The sequence below is a fragment of the Streptomyces sp. NPDC096012 genome (assembly GCF_040426375.1).
In the GTDB taxonomy this organism is placed as follows: Bacteria; Actinomycetota; Actinomycetes; order Streptomycetales; family Streptomycetaceae; genus Streptomyces.
Genome location: NZ_JBEOTD010000003.1, coordinates 34,911 through 56,517, shown reverse-complemented (window position 1 = coordinate 56,517; position 21,607 = coordinate 34,911). Strand labels below are relative to the sequence as shown.

The following is a 21,607-nucleotide window of genomic DNA, read 5'->3' as shown; positions in this document are numbered from 1 at the left end:
ACCCATGACCCAGGCACCGACACCCACCGCGGACACCGTCCGCCGACTGGTCCGCTCGCTGCTCGAGACGGGCACCGAAGGCACCGGCGGACCCGACGTGCGGCCCGTCCGGGAGGGCCACGGCCACACCTGGTGGGTCGGCACCCGCCATGTGCTGCGCCTCGCGCCCGACCGCGAGGCCTCCGTCCGCCGCCGCCGCGAACTGCGGCTGCGCGACCTGGTGCGCCCGCACGTGCCCGTCGCCGTCCCCGCCAGCGTCGCGCACGGCGACTGGGCGCCCGGCCTCGCCTACACCCTCGACGCGCTGGTGCCCGGCGGCACGGCCGAGCGGCACGACGTCTCGGCCGTCGGCGAGGCCGACCTCGCCGGGCTGCTCACCGGACTGCGCGCGGTACCCGTACGCCAGGCGGAGTCGACGGGCGTGCCCCGGAGCGCCCCGCGCTCCCTGGAGGCACTGCGCCGGATGGCCGTGCACGCGGCCGAACGGCTCGCGGCGGCCGACGAGTTCGACGCCGCCCGGCTCCACCAGCTCACCCCGCCCGGCGCGGCCCAGCTCGCCGCGCAGCCCGGCACCGCCGTCCTCACCCACCACGGGCTGACCGGCGAGCACGTGGTGGCCAGCACGGACGGGCGGGTGCGCGGCATCCTGCACTGGACCGAGGCGGTCGTCGGCGACCCCGCCGAGGACATCGCCGGGCTCGCCGTGTCCGTCGGCTCACCGGCGGCCGTCCGCGCCGCCACCCTGGCCGGCTACGGCGCCCGGCCCTGCCTGCGCGGCCTGTGGCTCGCCCGCTGCGACGCCGTCCTGCACCTCACCGACCACCTCGAAGGGCGCGCGCCCGGCGACGCCGGCCTCCTGCGCACCCGGCTCCGGCGGGCCTGGGAGCCGATCCTGCTGGAGCGGGTGACGGACTTCAAGGACGACGAGCCGGAGCTGTGACGGCCGGCCCGGGCATCGGCCGGTAGCCGCACCGCCCGCGCCCCCGGCGGCAGGCGCACGGCCGGCGGACGACCGGTGAGATCACGCTGGACGGCGCCCCTCGGCCACCGGCCACCGGCCACCTGCCACCGGCCCCGGCTGCGCGAGGGCGAGGCCCCGCCGGGGCCGGGTCGTAGACGCCTGAAGGGGGCCGGTGCGGAGTTCGAGTCCGATGTCGTGGTGGCGCAGGGTCCTCGGCGACGGCCGGCAGCTCGGCGGCGCCGCGTCCGAGGCGCCTCATCTCGTGCACGGTGAGGACTCGTGCACGGTGAGGATGAGTACGGGACGGCCTTGACGGTGCGGGCGAAGCTGCGAGCAGGGGGCATGCGCTCGTGGCCGGGGGGTGCGGGCCGGCGGTCCGGCCCTCTCCGTATCGTCTCCCGGTAGCGGAGTGCGTAACGTACACGGCTGTCCGCCGAGGGAGTGGGCCATGAGCAAGCCATCGACCGCCGCCGGGGTGCCGGACGAACTTCAGCGGCGGCTCGGGGTGTCCGACGCCGTGGTGATCGGCCTGGGGTCGATGATCGGTGCGGGGATCTTCGCCGCTCTCGCTCCGGCCGCGCACGCCGCCGGGTCCGGGCTTCTGATCGGTCTGGCGGTCGCTGCGGTGGTCGCTTTCTGCAATGCCACTTCCTCGGCCCGGCTCGCGGCCCGCTATCCGGCCTCCGGCGGCACGTACGTCTACGGCCGTGAACGTCTCGGCGACTCCTGGGGCTATCTGGCCGGGTGGTCCTTCGTGGTCGGCAAGACCGCCTCCTGCGCGGCGATGGCGCTCACGGTCGGCTCGTACGTCTGGCCCGGTCAGGCGCACGCGGTCGCGGTGGCCGCGGTGGTGGCGCTGACCGCGGTGAACTACGCCGGGGTGCAGAAGTCCGCGCTCCTGACCCGGGTGATCGTGGCCCTGGTCCTGGCGGTGCTCGCCGCGGTGGTGGTCGCCTCCCTCACCTCCGCCACGGCGGACGCGGCCCGCCTCGACGTCGGCTCGGACGCCACGGCCGGCGGGGCGCTCCAGGCGGCGGGCCTGCTGTTCTTCGCGTTCGCCGGCTATGCGCGCATCGCCACCCTCGGCGAGGAGGTCCGCGACCCCGCGCGCACCATCCCCCGGGCCATCCCGCTCGCGCTGGGCATCACCCTGGTCGTCTACGCCGCCGTCGCCGTCGCGGTGCTGGCGGTCCTCGGCCCCAACGGACTGGCGCGGGCCGCGGCCCCGCTGTCGGATGCCGTCCGGGCGGCGGGCGTGGGCTGGCTGGCCCCCGTCGTGCGGGTGGGCGCCGCCGTGGCCGCGCTCGGCTCGCTGCTCGCGCTGATCCTGGGCGTCTCCCGCACCACCCTGGCGATGGCCCGGGACCGGCACCTGCCGCACGCCCTGGCCGCCGTCCACCCCCGGTTCAAGGTGCCGCACCGCGCCGAGCTGCTGGTGGGCGCGGTGGTCGCGGTGCTCGCCGCGACGGCGGACGTGCGCGGGGCGATCGGCTTCTCCTCCTTCGGCGTCCTGGCGTACTACGCCGTCGCCAACGCCTCCGCCTGGACGCTCACCGAGGAGGAAGGACGGCCGCACCGGCTGGTCCCGGCCGTCGGGCTGGCCGGCTGCCTGGTGCTGGCCTTCGCCCTGCCCTTCTCCTCGGTGGTCTCGGGGGCCGCGGTGCTGGCCTTCGGCGCCGCCGCCTACCGACTCCGCCGCGCGGTGACCGCCCGCAGGGCCTGACCCGCGCGGCCGCCGCTACGGGGCGTCGTCGCCGAGGACTTCGCCCAGCTCCTTGACAACCGCGTCGGTGAGCAGCGCGGTGAACTTCCTTGTCCGGGTCACGCTCCCACCAGGGGCCGGGGCCCTCCTCGTCAGGGCTGTAGCAGCACCACGCACGACTCCCCGGGGACCTGCAGCAGGCCGTCCGGGCCCGGTGCCTCGACCGGCTCCCACGCGGCGAGGACCCGGGCCCGGCCGGTGCCCAGCGGGATCGCCGCCGGCTCCTTGCCCAGGTTCACCGCCACCCGTACGTCCCCGCGCCGGAAGGCCAGCCAGCGGCCCTGCTCGTCGTACGCCACCTTCGTGTCGGCGAGGTCGGGATCGGTCAGGTCGGGCTGTTCGTGGCGCAGCGCGATCAGCCGCCGGTACCAGTCCAGCACGCGCGCGTGCGGCTCGCGTTCCGGCTCCGTCCAGTCCAGGCAGGACCGCTCCCGGGTCGCGGGGTCCTGCGGATCCGGAACCTCCTCCTCGGCCCAGCCGTGCTCCGCGAACTCCCGCCGCCGGCCTCGCCGTACCGCCTCGGCCAGCCCGGGGTCGGTGTGGTCGGTGAAGAACTGCCACGGGGTGCCCGCGGCCCACTCCTCACCCATGAACAGCATCGGTGTGAAGGGCGCCGTCAGGGTGAGCGCCGCCACGCAGGCGAGCGAACCGGGGGAGAGGTGGGCGGAGAGCCGGTCGCCCTGGGCGCGATTGCCGACCTGGTCGTGGGTCTGGCTGTAGCCGAGGAGCCGGTGCCCGGCCACCCGGGCGCGGTCCAGCGGACGGCCGTGGTGCCGGCCGCGGAAGCTGGAGTACGTGCCGTCGTGGAAGTAGCCGCCGGTCAGCGTCTTGGCGAGCGCGGCGAACGGCGCACGCGCGAAGTCGGCGTAGTAGCCCTGGGACTCCCCGGTCACCGCGGTGTGCAGGGCGTGGTGGAAGTCGTCGTTCCACTGCGCCTGCAGCCCCATGCCGTTCTGCGCGCGCGGGGTGATGAACCGCGGGTTGTTCAGGTCGGACTCGGCGATCAGGAACAGCGGCCGCGCCGTCTCCTCGGCGAAGCCGTCCACGGCCGCCGACAGCTCCTCCAGGAAGTGGCGCGCGCGCGTGTCGTACAGGGCGTGCACCGCGTCCAGGCGCAGGCCGTCGATCCGGTAGTCCCGCAGCCACGCGAGCGCGCTGCCGATGAGGAACGCACGGACCTCGTCCGAACCCGCCGCGTCCAGGTTCACGGCCGAGCCCCACGGCGTGTGATGGGTGTCCGTGAAGTACGGCCCGAACAGCGGAAGATAATTGCCGGAGGGGCCCAAGTGGTTGTGTACGACGTCCAGCACGACCCCCAGACCGAGCTCGTGCGCCCGGTCGACGAACCGTTTCAGTGCCTCGGGCCCGCCGTACGGCTCGTGCACCGCCCACAGCGACACCCCCTCGTAGCCCCAGCCGTGCCGCCCCGGGAACGGACACAGCGGCATCAACTCCACGTGGGTCACGCCCAGTTCCACCAGGTGCTCCAGGCGGCCGGCCGCCGCGTCCAGGGTGCCCTCGCGCGTGAACGTGCCCACGTGCAGCTCGTAGAGGACCGCGCCCGGCAGCGCGCGCCCCGCCCACTCGCTCCGCCACGTGTACCGGTCGTGGTCCACGACCGCGCTCAGGCCGTCGGGGCCGTCCGGCTGGCGGCGCGAACGCGGGTCGGGCAGCACCGGACCGTCGTCCAGCGCGAACCCGTAGCGGGCGCCGTCCGCCGCCTCCGCCGCCCCCGTCCACCAGCCCTCACGCCCGGGATCGCGCGTCAACGCGCGCGTGGCCCCCTCGCAATGGAGCGTCACTCGATCTGCCTGCGGTGCCCACACCTCGAACTGCACGGACGGTTCCCCTTCGTCTGTTCACCGTGATGTCCCGCGTCCCCATCGTGCCGCCCACGCGATCGTTCCGCTTTCGAATCCGGCCTTTCCGCCCGGGTGTCGCGGAAGTACGCGTGCACCGGCGACGATTCCCCGTTTCTGGACACTCGGGGTTCGCTGCCCGACAATCACGTTCGTGACGTCGTCCTTCGAGTTCTCCACGTACCCCGCACGGCTGTCCGACGCGGAGCGGGACAAGGCGCTGCAGGTGCTGCGTGACGGCGTCGCCATGGGCCGGCTGTCGCACGACACCTTCGTGCGCCGGATGGAACTGGCACTCGTGGCACGCCGCTCCGAGGAGCTCGCCGCGCTCGTCGCCGACCTGCCCCGGGAGAACCGTCTCTCCCGTGCCGTCTTCGGCACCGTCGAGGCCGTCTCGGGCTTCACCGTACGACTGCGCCGGGCCTGGCAGGCCGAACGGCTGCCCAAACTGCTGCTGCCGCACCCCGAGCGCACGCAGCGGCTGCGCATCGGCCGTGACCCCGCCTGCGGGCTGCGGCTGAACCACGAGACGGTCTCCCGGGCACACGCCGAACTCAGCCGCCGGGGCGACCTGTGGGTGCTCACGGACCTCGGCTCCACCAACGGCACCACCGTCAACGGCCGCCGGGTCATAGGCTCCGCCGTTGTCCGGGAGGGCGATCAGGTCGCCTTCGGCAGGATGGCCTTCAGGCTCGCCACGAGCTAGCCGGCCGCCGGGCCGTGCGTCCGGTGCGTGCGGCGGGCGTCCGTGCTCGAACTGGTGCTCCATCGCGGGCGCGTAGCGTTCCGATCGGGTGAGCCGGGCTGCGGAACCGGGTGCGCCGTGCCGATGCAACCGGCATGACCTACATCTCCAGAGCGACAACGGCGGCCGGCCTCCTGCTGGCGGCCGCCGGTCTCCTCGCAGCGGGCCCGGCCCAGGCGGAAGCACGTGGCACCTTCCCCGGCAACTGGCTCTACCTGACGGTCACCAAGGGCGACGCCCAGTCCAGTGACACGCGCGGCACCCTGCTGCTGTGCGACCCGCCCCAGGGCCACGCGCGCGCGGCCGAGGCGTGCGCCGAACTCGCCGGCACCGACGGTGACGTCAGCCGCATCCAGACCAAGAGCGGCTTCTGCCCGATGATCTGGGCGCCTGTCACCGCCCGCGCGCGCGGCCAGTGGAACGGGCGGCCGATTCGTTTCGAGCAGACCTACTCCAGCCGGTGCGTCATGAACGCGCGAACCGGGGCGGTCTTCAGCCTCGACGGCTGAGCACCACGGCTCGGCGGCCGGACGGTGCCGGGGGAGGGGGCGTCCCCGGGTGCTACGGGCAGCTGTTGCCGGGCGGTGGCGGGGGTGCGGCCGGGTGCTACGGGCAGTTGTTGCCGGGCGGTGGCGGGGGTGCGGCCGGGTGTTACGGCAGTTGTTGCCGGGCGGTGGCGGGGGTGCGGCCGGGTGTTACGGCACCTGTTCCCGGGCGGTGGCGGGGGTGCGGCCGGGTGCTACGGCACCTGTTCCCGGGCGGTGGCAGCGGTGCGGCCCGGTGTCACAGCACCCGTTCCCGGGCGGTGGCAGGGATGCAGCCCGGTCACCTGCTCCCAGGCGGTGGGCAGGCGCGCAGGCTGGTGCCACGGCACCTGCTCCCGTGCCGCCGCGCGGGCTCGCCGCCCGGTCTCACGGCACCTGCTCCCGGGCCTGCTGCGCCGCCACCAGCACCGTCCGGGACTGGTGCTCCACCTGGTGCTCGACGGGTACCCAGCGGGCCCGGAAACGCGTCGCGAAGGCGTCGCACCAGGTGGCGACCAGCTGCTCCAGCCGCGGCGCGGCACCGTCGTCCACCTCCCGCAGCACCCTGAGCAGCATCGCCGCCGCCCGCAGCGGCAGCCGGCGCCCGAAGGCGTCCACGCTGCCGACGTACGCCATCGTCGTGCCGGCCGGAGCGGTGTGGACCCAGTCCTCGGCGAGGCCCGGGATCAGCTCAAGCGCCCAGCGCGCGGCGCGCAGCAGCGGCCCGTCCGCGCCGTCCAGCCGGGGCAGCGCCTCTTTGAGGATCCCCTCCACCTCCAGCGAGTCCCGCAGCAGCCGCTGGGCCAGGCGCCGCATCGCCGCCTCCGGTGCCGGGTGCGGCGCCGGATCGTCCACCAGGTCGCTCGCCCACATCGGCACCTCCACCACCGCCGTCAGACCGCCGTAGCGGTGTGCGTGGTACCAGGTGCTGTGCCGCGCGTCGTCCGGCATGCTCGGGTAGGCGGCACCCGACTCCGGGCCCGGCATCACATGCACCCCGGGGCCGGAGGCCGGCCAGCCGGCGGCGTCGGAGGCGCCCGCCTCCACCGGGATGTGCAGCTGCGCCGCCGACTTGGCGAACGGCTCGGCGAGGCCCGGCACGTCCCGCGTCAGCTGCACCCAGCTGCCGCCCAGGTCGGTGCCGTGCAGCGTCACCTGGAGGTACGGGCGCAACTCGTCGATCACCCCGGTCAGCGCCCGCGTCTCGGGCGGCAGCCGGTCCGGCGGCAGCACCGACGGCGACCACTCCGGCTGCTCCGCGCCCGTCGGCCGGTAGAAATTGAGGTGGTAGTCCAACAGGCTGCGCGGCGCCGGCGTCACGTGCAGACTCGCCCCGTCCGGGTCGGCGCACAGCAGGAAGTGCCAGGAGACGTCCGTGCGCAACTCGCGCTCGGCGAGTACGCGTTCCGCCAGCACCCGCAGGGTGGAGCCGCCCGCCGGCTCATTGGCGTGTGCGCCCGCGACCACCAGCACCGCCCGGGCGGCGTGCCCCACCGACAGCAGGTGCAGGGGTCTTCCCGCGCGGGAGCTGCCCACCTGCCGCAGCGCACACAGACCGGGCTCCTGAGCCGCCATCGCGCGTGCGGAGGCGACCAGTTCGGAAACGCTGGGGTAGCGCAGCTCCGGCAGGAGACTCACCCCCCGACTTGTTTCCGCCCGGCTTCGCACTCCAAGTCCCGCACGGGACGGGTGAACTGTCAAGCAGGCGGCGTGCCGGTACCCGGGGCGCCCGGACGCAGTCGACCGGCGGTCTCCCGGGCCCTGTGTTCCCCGGGTTCACTGCTGGTGCAGCCCGCGTCCCGCGAGCGTCAGGAACACCTCGCCCACCGCCTCCGAGAGCGTCGGGTGCGCGTGCACGTGCCGGGCGACGTCCGCCGGTTCGGCGTCCCAGCCGACCATCAGCTGGCTGGAATTCACCTCCGAAGCGCCGCCGACCGTCCACGCGCGCGGAACGCCCACCGCGCAGGCCCCGGCGCCGCGCAGGCCTTTGTGGACCTCCGGTGCGCCACCCGACCCATCTCCGGCCCCCACCCGACCCATCTCCGGCCCCCACCCGGCCCGTCTCCGGCCCCCCACCCAGCCCGCCTCCGGCACCCTTCGGCCCGCCTGCCCCTCCAGCCGGCCTCTGGCCCGTCCAGTCGGCCTCCGGCCCCTCCACCCGGCCTCCGGCCCGTCTCCGGCCCCCACCCGGCCCGTCTCCGGCCCCCACCCGGCCCGTCTCCGGGCCGCCTCCGGCCCCCTTCGGCCCACCTCTAGCCCCTCCAAGGCCGTACGAGGACCAGGAGCCGTCCCCGGCGCCCTGAACCGGGGCCCGGCCCCCTCAGTGCCCCGCCGGCCCGCCGCAGCCCTCTCAGGCCTCCGCGACCCGCTCCAGCAGCGCCACCGGCAGCCGGTCGAAAAGGGCGGCCACGGGTGCGTGGCCGGTGAACTCGCGGCCCGGCGTGAGCACGTCCGCCCACCGCCCGGGCGGCAGCGGCAGCCGCGTCTCCCGCCAGCCGCCCGCCTCCGCCAGCCGCAGCGACAGCCGGGTGACCGCCGTGACCACCTCGCCCGAGCGGGCGAACGCCAGGCAGTGCTCCGCCGCCGGACCCTCCGCGGACACCGGCGCGTACGCGGCGGCCGTGCCGAAGGCGTCCGGACGCCGGGCGCGCAGCCGCAGCGCCGCCGCCGTCAGCGCGTCCTTCTCACCGGGCACCTCGGGCGGGAAGGACACCGGCCGCCGGTTGTCCGGGTCCACCAGCGCCCGGTACTCGCCCTCCGTGCCCTGGTACACGTCCGGCACGCCCGGCATCGTCAGATGGACCAGGGCGGTGCCGAGGACGTTGGCCCGGACGTGCGGTTCCAGCGCCTTGCGGAACGCGGCCACGCGCTCGCCGGGCGGACCGCAGGGCCCCGCGGTGAGGAAGGCCGTCACCGCCTCCTCGTACGGCGGCTCCTGCTCGGTCCAGCTGGTGTACATGCCCGCCTCGCGCACGTGCTTCAGCAGGGCCTCACGGACCCGCTCCTCCTCGGCCGGGCCCAGACCGAACACCGTCTGCCAGGCCGCCCAGGCCAGCTGCCCGTCCGGCATCCCCTCCTCGGGCCGGGTCACCTCGGCGAGCAGCTCCGCCCAGCTTCCGGCGCACTCGGTGAGCACCGCCAGGGCCGCGCGGACGTCGGCGCTGCGCTTGGTGTCGTGCGTCGTGACGACCGTGCCGGTGGCCGGCCAGTCGCGCTGCACGCGCGCGCAGTACGCGTGGAAGTCCTCCGGCGACACGCCGGGACTGCCCGGGTCGCCGCCCACCTCGGTCGTGGACAGCAGTGGCACGTACCGGTAGAACGCCGTGTCCTCGACCGACTTGGCGCGCAACGCGGACGCGGTCTGCGCGAACCGGGCGCGGAACTCCACCCGGTCGGCGTGGTCGGGTGCCGACGCGTCCCCGGGCGGCTCGACCAGCAGCCTGCGCACGATGTCGACGGCTTCCGCCTCCTCGGGGACCACGAAGGCCAGCCGGGCCTCCTCGGCGGCATGCTCGGTGACGACGGCGGAGGCGTCACCGCAGGCGTAGGGCCGGTAGACCGGCATCCGGACCAGCAGCTCCTCCAGGGCCGTGCGCAGCGCCCAGGGCGCCCGGTCGCGCAGCGAGAGGTCCGGCGAGGCGGCGCACAGCCGGACCGCCACCCGGGTGAGCCGGTCGGTCTCGGTGGCCAGCTCGTGCGTGAGCACCTTGTACGCCGCCCGGCGCACCGTGGCCTCCCAGTTGCCGCCGCGGTCCGTCTGCGGCGCCGCGAACGCCCGGTAGCGGCCGAGCAGCTCGTAGGCGCCGGTGCGGTCCGTGAACAGGCCGTCGACGTGCCGCAGGGCGTCGTAGCCGGTGGTGCCGGCGACCGGCCAGGAGGCCGGCAGGTGCTCGCCGTCGGCGAGGATCTTCTCCACGACCGTCCAGCGGCCGCCGGTGGCGCGGTCGAGCCGTGCGAGGTACTCGTCGGGGTCGGCCAGCCCGTCGGGATGGTCGATCCGCAGCCCGTCGACCACGCCCTCCGCGAGCAGCTGCAGGATCTTGGCGTGGGTGGCGTCGAAGACCTCGGGATCCTCCACGCGCACCCCGATCAGCTCGGAGATGCTGAAGAAGCGCCGGTAGTTCAGCTCGGTGCGGGCCAGCCGCCACCACACCGGGCGGTACCACTGCGCGTCCAGCAGCTCCGGCAGCGGCAGGTGCGCGGTGCCCGCCCGCAGCGGGAAGGCGTGCTCGTGGTGGCGCAGCACGTCGCCGTCGACCGTGAGGTGCTCCAGTTGCGAGCCGAGCGGGCCGCCGAGCACCGGCAGCAGCACCCGCCCGCCCTGCGCCTCCCAGTCGATGTCGAACCAGCGCGCGTACGGCGACCCGGGACCCTCGCGCAGCACCTCCCACAGGGCGTGGTTGTGGCGGGGGGCCATGGCCATGTGGTTCGGCACGATGTCCACCACCAGGCCGAGGCCGTGCTCGCGCGCGGTCCGCGCCAGGGCGCGCAGCCCCTCCTCGCCGCCGAGTTCCTCGCGCACGCGCGCGTGGTCGACCACGTCGTAGCCGTGCGTGGAGCCCGGGACGGCCTCCAGGACGGGGGAGAGGTGCACGTGCGAGATGCCGAGCGACGCCAGGTAGGGCACGGCGGCCGCCGCGGCGGCGAACGGGAACGCGGGCTGGAGCTGTAGCCGGTAGGTGGCCGTGGGCACCATCGGTCCGGATCGCGCAGGAGTCATGCAGACCTACGTACCCCGGCTGCCGTCTTTCCTGTCATCCGTCCCCCCACGGACCCACCCACGCGTGCCCGGTGCCCACCGGCGGGCGCCACTGGGGGACCCGCCGAAGCCGGACACGGCAGGCCCGGCCGGGGACGGGACGGTCACCGCGGTCCCGCCCCCGTCTGCGCCCTCGCTCCCCTACGCCGGCCGCTGCAGCACCGTCAGGCTGCGGGCCGGCAGCGGCAACCGCTCACCCGCGTCGACCTTGGGTCCGGTGCCGGGCGGTACGCCGTCCGGGCGGGCCGTGTCGACCACGACCTGCCACTGCAGGCCGTGGTCGACCGGCACCAGGAAGTCCAGCGGCTCGGGGGAGGCGTTGAACATCAGCAGGAAGGAGTCGTCGGTGATCCGCTCCCCGCGCGGGCCCGGCTCGGAGATGGCGTTGCCGTTCAGGAACACCGTCAGCGCGGAGGCCGGCGCGGAGTCCCAGTCCTGCTGCGCCATCTCGGTGCCCTCGGGAGTGAACCAGGCGATGTCGGACAGCTCGTCGTGGGTGCCCTCCACCGGACGGCCGTGGAAGAAGCGGCGCCGCCGGAAGACCGGATGGTCCCGGCGCAGCCACACCATCGCGCGCGTGAACTCCAGGAGATCCTCGTCCTCCCCGGGCCAGTCCACCCAGGACAGTTCGTTGTCCTGGCAGTAGGCGTTGTTGTTGCCCTTCTGGGTGCGGGCGAACTCGTCACCGTGGCTGATCATCGGCACGCCCTGGGAGAGCATCAGCGTGGCGATGAAGTTCCGCATCTGGCGGGCGCGCAGCTCCAGCACCTCCGGGTCGTCGGTGTCGCCCTCCACCCCGCAGTTCCAGGACCGGTTGTGGCTCTCGCCGTCCCGGTTGTCCTCCCCGTTGGCCTCGTTGTGCTTGTCGTTGTAGGCGACGAGGTCGTGCAGCGTGAACCCGTCGTGGCAGGTGACGAAGTTGATCGAGGCCAGCGGGCGGCGCCCGTCGTCCTGGTAGAGGTCAGAGGAGCCGGTCAACCGCCCCGCGAACTCCGCGAGGGCGCGCGGCTCGCCCCGCCACAGATCGCGGACGGTGTCGCGGTACTTGCCGTTCCACTCGGTCCACAGCGGCGGGAAGTTGCCCACCTGGTAGCCGCCCTCGCCGACGTCCCACGGCTCGGCGATCAGCTTCACCTGGGAGACCACCGGGTCCTGCTGCACCAGGTCGAAGAACGACGACAGCCGGTCCACCTCGTGGAACTGCCGGGCGAGCGTGGCCGCGAGGTCGAAGCGGAAGCCGTCGACATGCATCTCGGTGACCCAGTAGCGCAGCGAGTCCATGATCAGCTGGAGCACGTGAGGGGACCGCATGAGCAGCGAGTTCCCGGTGCCCGTGGTGTCCATGTAGTAGCGCGGGTCCTCCGTCAGCCGGTAGTACGACGGGTTGTCGATGCCCTTGAAGGACAGCGTCGGCCCCAGATGGTTCCCCTCGGCCGTGTGGTTGTAGACCACGTCCAGGATGACCTCGATCCCGGCCTCGTGCAGCGCCCGGACCGCCGACTTGAACTCCAGGACCTGCTGGCCACGGTCGCCCCAGGAGGCGTACGCGTTGTGCGGGGCGAAGAAGCCGATGGTGTTGTAGCCCCAGTAGTTGTTCAGGCCCATGTCGACGAGCCGGTGGTCGTTCACGAACTGGTGGACGGGCATCAGTTCGAGCGCCGTCACCCCGAGCCCGGTCAGATGTTCGATGATCGCCGGGTGGGCGAGCGCCGCGTAGGTGCCGCGCAGTTCCTCCGGCAGTCCCGGGTGGCGCATGGTCAGACCCTTGACGTGGGCCTCGTAGATCACCGTGTGGTGGTACTCGGTGCGCGGCGGACGGTCGTCGCCCCAGTCGAAGTACGGATTGATCACCACGGAGGTCATGGTGTGCGGCGCGGAGTCCAGGTCGTTGCGCCGGTCCGGGGCGCCGAAGTGGTAGCCGTACACCTCCTCGCCCCACCGCACGGCCCCGCTGACCGCCTTCGCGTACGGGTCGAGGAGCAGCTTCGCCGAGTTGCAGCGCAGCCCGCGCCCGGGGTCGTACGGACCGTGCATCCTGAATCCGTACCGCTGTCCCGGCATCACGCCGGGCAGGTACGCGTGCCGGACGAACGCGTCGCTCTCGCGCAGTTCCACCGCCGTTTCCGAGCCGTCGTCGTGCAGCAGACACAGCTCCACTCGGTCCGCGGCCTCCGTGTAGACCGCGAAGTTGGTCCCGGCGCCGTCATAGGTGGCGCCGAGCGGATACGCCTCTCCAGGCCAGACCTGCATAGATACGACTCTCCCAGGTGTGCCGGCCCCCTGGGCCGCGTTGACTGCCGAGTCTTCCCGAAAGTGACGGAACCTTCCGTGACTTACGTTCCTCTTACCCGTCGACCAGTGCACTCGGTGGGTCTTGTACCCACCGAGAGCCGAACCAGTGGGGCACACATACTCCCGGGGACCACGGGGAGTAGGGGGAAGACGTGCGCGGGACAGTGCACCGCCATCTGGGAAAAGTGATGGCCGGAGCGGCCCTCGCGGCGGTGGCGACCGCCGCGATGGTCGCGATCACCCTGCCGGGGACGGCGGGGGCGGGTGAGACGGGAGGAGCGGGAGGCGGCGGTACGGGAGCCGTACGGCAGGCCGCGGAGGGGCCGGACGGCGTGCGGCCCGGTGTCGTCGAGCGGGCGCCCGCCGAGGGGAGGAAGGGCACCGGCCGCGATCCGCTGACCGACGACGAGATCCGGCGCGTGGAGAAGCTCGCCCTGAGCCGGCAGCTGCTCGCCTCGGGCGAGGACGTCGACGGTGACCGCGGGCCGCAGCGGCTGAGTGTCGACCTCGCCGAGCCCGACGCCGACGAGGCCGACGATCCGGGCGCGCCCCGGCGGGCCGTGGTCACCTTCTACGACTACAAGGACGACACCCTCGTCGTCAGGACCGTCGACCTGGACACCGGGAAGGTCGAGACGACGGGGACCCGGCGGGGCGTCCAGCCGCCGCCGAGCCGTGCCGAGAACGCCGAGGCGGCCTCGATCCTGATGGCCGACCCGCTGGGTGCGGGCCTGAAGGCCGACTACAAGGACGCCACCGGCAGGGAGCTCTCCTCCCCGGACCAGCTGCTGCTGAGCGGCGGTGTCTACCGGGCCGCCCCGGGCGCCCAGCCCGCGGTCCTCGACCGATGCGGCGTGCACCGGTGCGTCCGGCTGTTCACCAAGGTCAGGAACGGGCCCTGGATCGACACCATGTCGCTGGTGATCGACCTGAGCGCGCACCACGTCGGCCGTCTCGACCGCGGCTGACCGGAGTCCTCTCACACCTGTACCCCTGCAAGGGAGTCACCTCGTCATGCCCGAACACCCCATCAGCCGCGCCCGCCGGGGAGCGGCTGTCGGACTGGCCGTGGCCGCGCTGACCGTCGGCGCCACGGCCGCCGGAGCGGCGGCCACCGCGAGAGCGGCCGCCGCCCGTCCGAAGGCCGCTCCGCCGACCGCGGCCGACTGCAGGGCCCCCTACCGGATCGAGCAGAAGCTCGCCACCGGCACCACCTGGCGCATGTGCTGGCGCTACGACGGCAAGGCCGGACTGGTCCTGGAGAAGATCTCCTACCAGCCCAAGGGCGAGGCCAAGCCGATCAAGGTCCTCAACAGCGCCCGGCTCGGCCAGATCCACGTCCCCTACGACGACGGCAAACACGAGTACGACGACCTGACGGGGCAGAACTTCGCCCAGGGACTGATGAATCTGTCCCCCGGCGAGTGCCCCGGCGGCACCATCAAGACCGTCAGGGTCCCCGACGCCTTCGACCCCGCGCACCCCGACGTCAAGGGCCTGTGCACGACGACGCGTTCGCGCGGTCACGCCTACCGCATGCAGGACTACGCCTCGAACAAGGTCTACCAGGCCCAGGGCAAGGACTTCCTCGTCTACACGGTCAACCAGGTGGGCTGGTACGAGTACATCGCCGAATGGCGCTTCCAGGACGACGGCACCGTCAACATGGACGTCGGCGCGACCGGCAGCCTTTCCTGGGGCGACTACGACGCGGGCGACGGACGGGGCTGGCCGATCGGCAAGGGGGCCAGGGACTACTCCACCAGCCACAGCCACAACGTCTTCTGGCGGCTCGACTTCGGCCTCGACGGCTCGTCGGGGACCAAGGTCGAGCAGTACGACTCCGCCGTCAGCGCGCCCGCCCGCCGGCAGGAGGGCCCGTCGACGAAGACCACACGGACCAGGGTCACCAGGGAACTCGGCGGCGATCTCAAGACCTACCGCTGGTGGCGGGTGGTCAGCGCGACGGGCAGGAACAAGGACGGGCACGCCCGTTCGTACGAGATCGTCCCCGGCCCCACCACCAGATACCCCGGGCGCGGCTTCACCAAGCACGACCTGTACGTCACCGAGTACGACAAGTGCGAGCTGTTCGCCAGCAACAACCCGACGTGCGGGCGCGGTCGTCCCACGTCCGTGGACAAGTGGGTCGGCGGTCAGGCCCTCACCCACCCGGTGGTCTGGATGAACGTCGGCTTCCACCACATCGCGCGGGACGAGGACCAGCAGCCGATGCCCGTGCACTGGCAGGGCTTCGCCATCGCACCGCGGGACGTCACGGCTATGAATCCGCTCACTCCGAGTGACCTGGCATGGCAGAACGGCCATTGGACACCACGGAGTTGAGCAAAGCACGAGAGAAACCGACCTGTCCATCCGGCTGTATCGCCGACCGCTCGCGGAGTACCCTTCCTTGATCGTTGAGACGGGAAAGGCCCGGGGGAGCGGAAGGCGGTGCACGGGTGGGCTCGGGAGGGCTGGAGCTGCCCCCTGGTGACGAGGGTCACGAGGGGGGCTCCACAGACGTCCCGCCCGGCGCGGTGTCCCTGGCGCGTCCGATGGACGCGGGGTCGATCGGGCCGGATCTGGACTGGGACGCCGACGCCTGGCGTGAGGTGCGCACCCGTGCCCAGCGGGCGGGCCGGGCCTACATCTGGCTGAACCTCGTCGAGCAGCGGCTGCGCGCGGTCGTGGCCGCGGTGCTGCGGCCGATCTACGAGCCCGTCCACGGCGACGAATGGGTGGTGGCCGCGGCCGGGCCCGCCGGGCAGGAGTGGGTGCAGCGCGCGGTCGCCGTCCGCGAAGTCAGCCGCCGCAAGGGCTACCTGCTCGACCCGGCCGACGACAACGTGATCAGCTTCCTCACCCTGCCCCAGCTGCGCGAGCTGGTGGTGCAGCACTGGCCGTGCTTCGAGCCGTACTTCGACGAGCGCCGCGACCTCGAACTCGCCCTGGACGAGCTGGAGGTGACCCGCAACGTCGTCTCCCGCAACCGGGCCCTGTCGGAAGCGGTGCTGAGCCAGGCCGAGCGTGCCTCGGCGCGGCTGCTGGAGATGCTCGGCGCGGGCGGTGACGTGCCCTCCGCGCGCCGGCTGCCGGTGGACGCGGTCGAGGACCTGGTCGGCGACCGGTACGCCGACGTGGTGGCCGTCCATCCCGACCGGGTACGCCTGCTGCGCCAGTTCCCGGCCGAGGACATCTTCGACGGCGCCCGCCGCCTGGACGCCATCGGCATCGGGCTCAACCTGCTGGTGCAGAACTTCTCCGGGCGCCGGCTGGTCCGGCTCGCCGAGTCCGGCTGCCGGGTGCGGATGCTCTTCCTGAACCCGGCCTCCAGCTCGGTCAAGCGCCGCGAGCGCGAACTGGGTATGAAACGGGGCGAACTGAGCCGGTCCGTCGAGATGAACATCCTGCACATGCGCCGGGTGCGGTCCCGGCTGCGCGACCCGGGCGCCTTCGAGATCCAGGTGTACGACGAGACGCCGCGCTTCACCGCCTACCTGGTGGACGGCGACGGGGCCGACGGCATCGCCGTGGTGCAGTCCTATCTGCGCGCGGCGAGGGGGATGGAGTCGCCGGTACTGGTGCTGCGCAACGGCAGCCGGCTGGTCAAGGCGAACGATGCGGTCAATGCCGGGCTGTTTCCGACCTATCGCGAGGAGTTCGAGCTGACCTGGGCGGATTCGCGTCCGGTGTCCTGAAGTGTCCGTACCGGCAAGCGGCATGCGATACCGGCAAGCGGAACGCCCGCCTCGGATTGTCAGTGCCGCGTGCGATGGTGGAGCCACTGGGGGAAAGCACCACGAGAAGGGGGGCCGCCCATGGGCTGGCACCGGGAGCTGCTGATCGGCTTCGACCTGGAGACGACCGGGACCGATCCGCGCGAGTCGCGCATCGTGACGGGTGCGGTGATCGAGGTCAGGGCCGGTGAGCCGATGGGGCGCCGGGAGTGGCTGGCCGATCCGGGCGTGGAGATCCCGGCCGACGCGGTCGCGGTGCACGGCATCACCAACGAACGGGCGCAGGCCGAGGGCCGCCCCGCCGACCAGGTGGCCGACGCCATCGCCGGCGTGCTCGTCTCCTACTGGCGGACGGGCGTCCCCGTCGTCGCCTACAACGCGGCCTTCGATCTCACGCTGCTCTCCGCGGAACTGCGCAGGTACGGCCTGCCGTCCCTCTCCGACCGGCTCGGCGGACTCCACCCCGCGCCGGTGATCGACCCCTACACCATCGACCGCTGGGTCGACCGCTACCGCCGCGGCAAGCGGAACCTGGAGGCGGTCTGCACGGAGTACGGCATAGCCCTCGACGCGGCGCACGACGCCTCGGCGGACGCCCTCGCCGCGGCCCGCCTGGCCTCCGCGATAGCCGGGCGCCACCCGAAGATCGCGTCGTTGGGCGCCGTGGAACTGCACCGCTGCCAGATCGAGTGGTACGCGGCCTGGGCGGCGGACTTCCAGGCCTTCCTGCGCCGCAAGGGGGAGACGGACGCGGTGGTGGACGGGATGTGGCCGCTGCGGGAGCCGGCGGGCGAGCGGGTCTGAGCGGGCCGGCGCCGGCTCAGAACGGATACCACCGCACCGTCGCGTCCCCGTACCGCAACGACGCCACCCGCCGGCGGAACTCGGCCAGCGCCTTGGGGCTGGCCGGCGCGTGCTGGGCCACCCACGCACAGCTGGCCGTCTCCCGGGCGCCCCGCAGCACCGAACAGCCCTCCCACTCCCGCACATCCCACCCGTACGCCTCGGCGAACGAGTCGTACGCCTCGCCCGGCAGCCCGTACCGGTCCCGGGAGAGGGCCATGACCACCAGGTCGTGCTCGCGCAGGTCGGCGGAGAAGGTCTCCAGATCGACCAGGACCGGGCCGTCCGGGCCGATGTGCACATTGCGGGGCAGCGCGTCGCCGTGGATCGGCCCGGGCGTCAGACGCGGGGACAGCGCCGCCGCGGCCGCAGCGAATCCGTCCCGGCGCGCACGCAGGTAGGCCGCGTCCGCCGGGTCGATCGCGTCGCCGGCGAGCCGCAGCCAGCGCTCCACGCCGCCCAGCAGCTCGCGGGGCGGCAGCGCGAAGTCGGGAGCGGGCAGTGCGTGCACGATCCGCAGCAGCAGCGCCAGATCCCGCGGTTCGGCCGGCCGTACCGGATCGGGCAGCCGGTGCCACACGGTCACCGGGTGCCCCTGGACCAGCCGTGGCTCGGACTCCGCGGCCCGCACCGCGGGCACGCCCGCCCCGGCGAGCCAGCCGGCGACGTCCAGCTCGCGCCCGGCCCGCTCCATCAGCTCCGCGCCGCGGCCCACCTTCACCACCAGGTCACCGGCGGCGAACACCGCGTTCTCACCGAGGGCGAGGAGCCGCGCGTCCCCGGCCGGGCCCGGCAGCACTCCCGCGGCGGCCAGTACGTCCCGCGCCCGTGCCTCGTCCATCCTCGTGCCTCCGTGCTGTCTTCCCGTGCCGTCTTCCCGCGCCGACCGAGGGGCCGCCGGCGTGAGCCGGACGCGGGCCGCTGCCGGTCAGTCTCGCATTCGCACAGGTCGGTCGGTGTGCGCGGTCCCTTGACGAGGTAAAGGCCCTTCACGACCATGAACACGCCAACCGGAGCGGCAAGGGGGCTGATTCCGTGACAACAGTGGCCGAAGCGCGGCGGGGCGCCCGCCGGCGGGCCGGTCCCGGGGCCTGGTTCCTGGTCCTGCCCGCCCTCATCCCGATCCTGGTCCTCAGCGTCGGCCCGCTGCTCTACGGCGTCCTGCTCGCCTTCACCGACGCCCAGTCCGGGCGGACCGCGCCCACACGGTGGATCGGGGCCCTCAACTTCCGCGACCTGCTGCACGACACCCTCTTCTGGGAGTCGTTCCGGATCGGACTCGTCTGGGCGGCCGGCGTCACCGTGCCCCAGTTCCTGCTGGCACTCGGCCTGGCCCTGCTGCTCTCCCAGGACCTGCGCCTGCGGGGGCTCGCCCGCGCCCTCGCGATCGTGCCCTGGGCGATGCCCGAGGTCGTCGTCGGCATCATGTGGCGGCTCGTCTACAACCCGGACGCGGGCGTGCTCAACGAGACCCTGCGCGACCTCGGCCTGGGCGACGGCAGGGACTGGCTGAGCGGGCTGGCCACCGCGCTGCCCGCCGTGATCGTCGTCGGCGTCTGGGCGGGGCTGCCGCAGACCACCGTCGCCCTGCTCGCCGGACTGCAGAACGTCCCGCGCGAACTGCACGAGGCGGCCGCGGTGGACGGCGCGGGCGCCTGGCGCCGCTTCCGCGCGGTCACCTGGCCCGCGCTCAGACCGGTGGCCCTCGCCGTCACCGCGCTCAACCTCATCTGGAACCTCAACTCCTTCGCCCTGGTCTACGTCCTCACCAGCGGCGGACCCGGCGGCAGGACCCGGCTGCCCATGCTCTTCGCCTACGAGGAGGCCTTCCGGTACGGCCAGTTCGGTTACGCGGCGGCCATGGGCTGTGTGCTCGTCGCGGTGGTCTCCGTCCTGCTCGCGGTGTTCCTGGCCGGCCGGCTGCGCGGCGGTGAGCAGGCATGAGGGCCCGCCGCCGGACCCGCGCCGGCCAGTACGCCGCCCTCCTCGCCTATCTGGTCTTCCTCGCCTTCCCGTTCCTGTGGCTGCTGTCCACCGCGCTCAAGTCCCCGCGCGAACTGGGCGCTCCACACCCGGCCTGGATCCCGCGCCACCCCACCCTGGCCAACGTCCGGCAGGCCTTCGCCGAGCAGCCACTGGCGCACGCCGCCCTCAACTCCCTGCTCGTGGCGCTCGCCACCGCGCTCGTCGCCGTACTCCTCGCGACCCCGATGGCCTACGTCATGGCCCGCCGGCGCACCCGGCTGGCCCGGGCCGCCACCGGATGGGTGGTGGTGAGCCAGGCGTTCCCCTTCGTGCTGGTGATCATTCCGCTGTTCCTGGTGCTGAAGAACCTGCGGCTGGTCGACTCCCTGATCGGACTGGTGCTGGTGTACGTGGTGTGGGCGCTGCCCTTCGCGCTGTGGATGCTCGTCGGCCACGTCCGGGCGGTGCCCGCCGAACTGGAGGAGGCGGCGGCCGTCGACGGTGCGGGCAGGCTCAGAACCCTCGTGTCGGTGACCGCGCCGCTGCTCGCGCCGGGCATCGCGGCCACGGCGCTCTTCGCGTTCGTCACCGCGTGGAACGAGTTCTTCTTCGCGCTGGTGCTGCTCAAGAGCCCTGGGAAGCAGACCGTCCCGGTCGTCCTCACCCACTTCATCGGCGCGGAGGGAGTCGCCGACCTCGGCCCGCTGGCCGCCGCCGCGTTCCTGGCCACGCTGCCCTCCGTGGCCCTGTTCGCACTCCTCCAGCGACGGATCACGGGCGGCCTGCTCGCCGGGGCGGTGAAGAGCTGATGCGGATCCCCGGCGCGGCGCTCGTGGTGCTCCTGCTGCTCCTCGCGGGCTGCTCCTCGCCAGGCCACCGCGGCGGCCCGATCACCCTGCGCTTCCAGTCCCTGGCCTGGCAGCAGGAGTCCGTCACCGCCAACAAGGACCTGGTGGAGGAGTGGAACGCGACCCACCCGGACGTCAAGGTCGAGTACGTCCAGGGCAGCTGGGACAGCGTGCACGACCAGCTGCTCACCTCCTTCGAGGGCGGCGAGGCGCCGGACGTCGTCCACGACGCCTCCGACGACCTCGCCGACTTCGCCCACGGCGGCTACCTCGCCGACCTGACCGGCCTCCTGCCCGCCCGGCTCAGGTCCGACATCCCGGAGAGCAGCTGGGACTCCGTCACCTTCGGGCACGGCGTCTACGGCGTGCCGTTCCTCCAGGAGCCCCGGGTGCTGATCGCCGACGCCACGCGGCTGCGGGCGGCCGGGGTGCGCATACCGACCCCGGAACACCCCTGGAGCTGGGCGGAGTTCCGGCAGGTCGCCAAGAGGCTCAGCGGGCCCGGGAGGTACGGCGTGGCCTGGCCGCTCAAGGAGCCGGTCTCCGCCACGCTCAACCTGTCCCTGTCGGCGGGCGGGCGGCTCTTCCACCGGGGCGCGGACGGCAAGGTCCGGGTGCGCTTCTCGGCCGGTGACGCGGTGGTGCCGCGCACCGCCCACGACCAGGTGGCCATCGACCACAGCGCCCCCGCCTCGACGCTCGGCAGCGGTGGCTCCGACACCCTGCCCGGCTTCTTCGGCGGCCGGTACGCGATGGTCCCGCTGGGCTTCTCCTACCGCCAGCAGATCGTGCAGCAGGCCCCCGAGGGCTTCCGCTGGCAGGTGCTGCCCGCCCCGGCCGGTGCCGGCGGACTCACCCAGGGCGTCAGCCCCCAGACCCTTTCCGTGTCCGCCGACTGTCCGCACAAGAAGGAGGCGGCCGCGTTCATCGACTTCCTGCTGCGGCCGCCGAACATGGTCCGCCTCGCGCTCGGCGACTGGATGCTGCCCACCGGCACCAAGGCGCTGCGCGATCCCGCCCTGCACACCACCGAGAACGGCTGGGCGACCGGCACCGCCCTCGCGGCCCGGCTGCGCCCGGCGCCCGCACAGTCCGTCCGCGGCTATGCGGAGTGGAAGGACAAGGTCGCCACCCCGGCCTACCAGGAGTACTACAGCGGCGCCATCGGTCTCGGTGAGCTGCGCGGCCGCCTGGAGAAGGACGGCAACCTGGTACTGGCCCGCTACCAGCGCTGAGACGGCCGGGAGCGAGGGTGCGCCGTCCGCGCGGCACGGCGGGGGCGCGAAGCCGGCGCCGGGAAACTGGTTAG

16 protein-coding genes and 1 pseudogene are annotated in these 21,607 nt (G+C 73.5%); 11 read left to right on the top strand and 6 right to left on the bottom strand.

What is annotated here, in order from left to right:
• Positions 1-4 precede the first annotated feature (4 nt).
• Positions 5-940 carry a phosphotransferase family protein gene (locus ABVB68_RS04460; protein WP_353599523.1) on the top strand — a complete coding sequence of 312 codons (936 nt, stop codon included), beginning with the start codon at positions 5-7 and terminating at the stop codon, positions 938-940.
• Between the two features lie 469 nt (positions 941-1,409).
• On the top strand, positions 1,410-2,684 hold the full coding sequence (locus ABVB68_RS04455) for an APC family permease (protein WP_353599522.1): 1,275 nt from the start codon (positions 1,410-1,412) through the stop codon (positions 2,682-2,684).
• Positions 2,685-2,815: 131 nt separating this feature from the next.
• Here ABVB68_RS04455 and treZ read toward each other — a convergent pair whose 3' ends face one another.
• Positions 2,816-4,561 (bottom strand): malto-oligosyltrehalose trehalohydrolase, encoded by a 1,746-nt coding sequence (gene treZ / locus ABVB68_RS04450; protein ID WP_353599521.1) that lies wholly within the window; start codon positions 4,559-4,561, stop codon positions 2,816-2,818.
• Positions 4,562-4,736: 175 nt separating this feature from the next.
• On the opposite strand from treZ, the gene ABVB68_RS04445 reads away from it, so the two are divergent.
• Together ABVB68_RS04445 and ABVB68_RS04440 are read left to right on the top strand one after the other, a co-directional pair.
• Entirely contained in the window at positions 4,737-5,288 is a 552-nt protein-coding gene (locus ABVB68_RS04445; protein WP_353599520.1) for an FHA domain-containing protein, read from the top strand.
• Positions 5,289-5,422: 134 nt separating this feature from the next.
• The gene (locus ABVB68_RS04440) at positions 5,423-5,836 is read left to right on the top strand and encodes an SSI family serine proteinase inhibitor (protein ID WP_353599519.1); all 414 of its coding nucleotides are present in this window, start codon (positions 5,423-5,425) and stop codon (positions 5,834-5,836) included.
• A gap of 402 nt (positions 5,837-6,238) precedes the next feature.
• Here ABVB68_RS04440 and ABVB68_RS04435 read toward each other — a convergent pair whose 3' ends face one another.
• The 4 genes and pseudogenes from ABVB68_RS04435 to glgX all read right to left on the bottom strand — a co-directional run bounded on the left by ABVB68_RS04435 (position 6,239) and on the right by glgX (position 12,860).
• A complete protein-coding gene (locus ABVB68_RS04435) occupies positions 6,239-7,489 on the bottom strand; it encodes a M14 family zinc carboxypeptidase (protein ID WP_353599518.1) in 1,251 nt (416 codons plus the stop codon).
• Positions 7,490-7,627: 138 nt separating this feature from the next.
• Positions 7,628-7,768 (bottom strand): annotated as a pseudogene (locus tag ABVB68_RS04430) (hypothetical protein); the annotation flags it as partial.
• A 433-nt stretch (positions 7,769-8,201) separates the two neighbouring features.
• Positions 8,202-10,571, bottom strand: coding sequence for a malto-oligosyltrehalose synthase (treY, locus tag ABVB68_RS04425; RefSeq protein WP_353599517.1), 2,370 nt, complete (start codon positions 10,569-10,571; stop codon positions 8,202-8,204).
• A 180-nt stretch (positions 10,572-10,751) separates the two neighbouring features.
• Positions 10,752-12,860 carry a glycogen debranching protein GlgX gene (gene glgX / locus ABVB68_RS04420; RefSeq protein ID WP_353599516.1) on the bottom strand — a complete coding sequence of 703 codons (2,109 nt, stop codon included), beginning with the start codon at positions 12,858-12,860 and terminating at the stop codon, positions 10,752-10,754.
• A 194-nt stretch (positions 12,861-13,054) separates the two neighbouring features.
• Here glgX and ABVB68_RS04415 point away from each other — a divergent pair, with 194 nt between their 5' ends.
• The 4 genes from ABVB68_RS04415 to ABVB68_RS04400 all read left to right on the top strand — a co-directional run bounded on the left by ABVB68_RS04415 (position 13,055) and on the right by ABVB68_RS04400 (position 17,446).
• On the top strand, positions 13,055-13,870 hold the full coding sequence (locus ABVB68_RS04415; protein ID WP_353599515.1) for a Tat pathway signal sequence domain protein: 816 nt from the start codon (positions 13,055-13,057) through the stop codon (positions 13,868-13,870).
• Between the two features lie 46 nt (positions 13,871-13,916).
• Positions 13,917-15,248: a copper amine oxidase gene (locus tag ABVB68_RS04410; protein WP_353599514.1), complete on the top strand. Its 1,332-nt coding sequence runs from the start codon at positions 13,917-13,919 to the stop codon at positions 15,246-15,248.
• A 116-nt stretch (positions 15,249-15,364) separates the two neighbouring features.
• On the top strand, positions 15,365-16,603 hold the full coding sequence (locus ABVB68_RS04405; RefSeq protein WP_353599513.1) for a DUF5919 domain-containing protein: 1,239 nt from the start codon (positions 15,365-15,367) through the stop codon (positions 16,601-16,603).
• 120 nt (positions 16,604-16,723) lie between these two features.
• The gene (locus tag ABVB68_RS04400) at positions 16,724-17,446 is read left to right on the top strand and encodes a 3'-5' exonuclease (RefSeq protein WP_353599512.1); all 723 of its coding nucleotides are present in this window, start codon (positions 16,724-16,726) and stop codon (positions 17,444-17,446) included.
• A 16-nt stretch (positions 17,447-17,462) separates the two neighbouring features.
• On the opposite strand, the gene ABVB68_RS04395 is transcribed toward ABVB68_RS04400, so the two are convergent.
• The gene (locus ABVB68_RS04395; protein ID WP_353599511.1) at positions 17,463-18,326 is read right to left on the bottom strand and encodes a phosphotransferase enzyme family protein; all 864 of its coding nucleotides are present in this window, start codon (positions 18,324-18,326) and stop codon (positions 17,463-17,465) included.
• Between the two features lie 194 nt (positions 18,327-18,520).
• Here ABVB68_RS04395 and ABVB68_RS04390 point away from each other — a divergent pair, with 194 nt between their 5' ends.
• From ABVB68_RS04390 to ABVB68_RS04380, 3 genes are read left to right on the top strand one after another with little or no spacing between them, the layout of a single operon-like run.
• Entirely contained in the window at positions 18,521-19,429 is a 909-nt protein-coding gene (locus ABVB68_RS04390; RefSeq protein WP_353599510.1) for a carbohydrate ABC transporter permease, read from the top strand.
• The gene (locus tag ABVB68_RS04385) at positions 19,426-20,259 is read left to right on the top strand and encodes a carbohydrate ABC transporter permease (protein ID WP_353599509.1); all 834 of its coding nucleotides are present in this window, start codon (positions 19,426-19,428) and stop codon (positions 20,257-20,259) included. Before ABVB68_RS04390 ends, ABVB68_RS04385 begins: the two co-directional genes overlap by 4 nt.
• Positions 20,259-21,533, top strand: coding sequence for an ABC transporter substrate-binding protein (locus tag ABVB68_RS04380; RefSeq protein WP_353599508.1), 1,275 nt, complete (start codon positions 20,259-20,261; stop codon positions 21,531-21,533). Before ABVB68_RS04385 ends, ABVB68_RS04380 begins: the two co-directional genes overlap by 1 nt.
• The last annotated feature ends 74 nt before the right edge of the window (positions 21,534-21,607 follow it).

Bases quoted from the DNA above. Each gene is read 5' to 3' on its own strand.
- ABVB68_RS04460 (WP_353599523.1), top strand. From the start codon at position 5: ATGACCCAGGCACCGACACCCACCGCGGACACCGTCCGCCGACTGGTC.
- ABVB68_RS04455 (WP_353599522.1), top strand. From the start codon at position 1,410: ATGAGCAAGCCATCGACCGCCGCCGGGGTGCCGGACGAACTTCAGCGG.
- ABVB68_RS04440 (WP_353599519.1), top strand. From the start codon at position 5,423: ATGACCTACATCTCCAGAGCGACAACGGCGGCCGGCCTCCTGCTGGCG.
- treY (WP_353599517.1), bottom strand. From the start codon at position 10,571: ATGACTCCTGCGCGATCCGGACCGATGGTGCCCACGGCCACCTACCGG.
- glgX (WP_353599516.1), bottom strand. From the start codon at position 12,860: ATGCAGGTCTGGCCTGGAGAGGCGTATCCGCTCGGCGCCACCTATGAC.
- ABVB68_RS04410 (WP_353599514.1), top strand. From the start codon at position 13,917: ATGCCCGAACACCCCATCAGCCGCGCCCGCCGGGGAGCGGCTGTCGGA.
- ABVB68_RS04400 (WP_353599512.1), top strand. From the start codon at position 16,724: ATGGGCTGGCACCGGGAGCTGCTGATCGGCTTCGACCTGGAGACGACC.
- ABVB68_RS04395 (WP_353599511.1), bottom strand. From the start codon at position 18,326: ATGGACGAGGCACGGGCGCGGGACGTACTGGCCGCCGCGGGAGTGCTG.
- ABVB68_RS04385 (WP_353599509.1), top strand. From the start codon at position 19,426: ATGAGGGCCCGCCGCCGGACCCGCGCCGGCCAGTACGCCGCCCTCCTC.
- ABVB68_RS04380 (WP_353599508.1), top strand. From the start codon at position 20,259: ATGCGGATCCCCGGCGCGGCGCTCGTGGTGCTCCTGCTGCTCCTCGCG.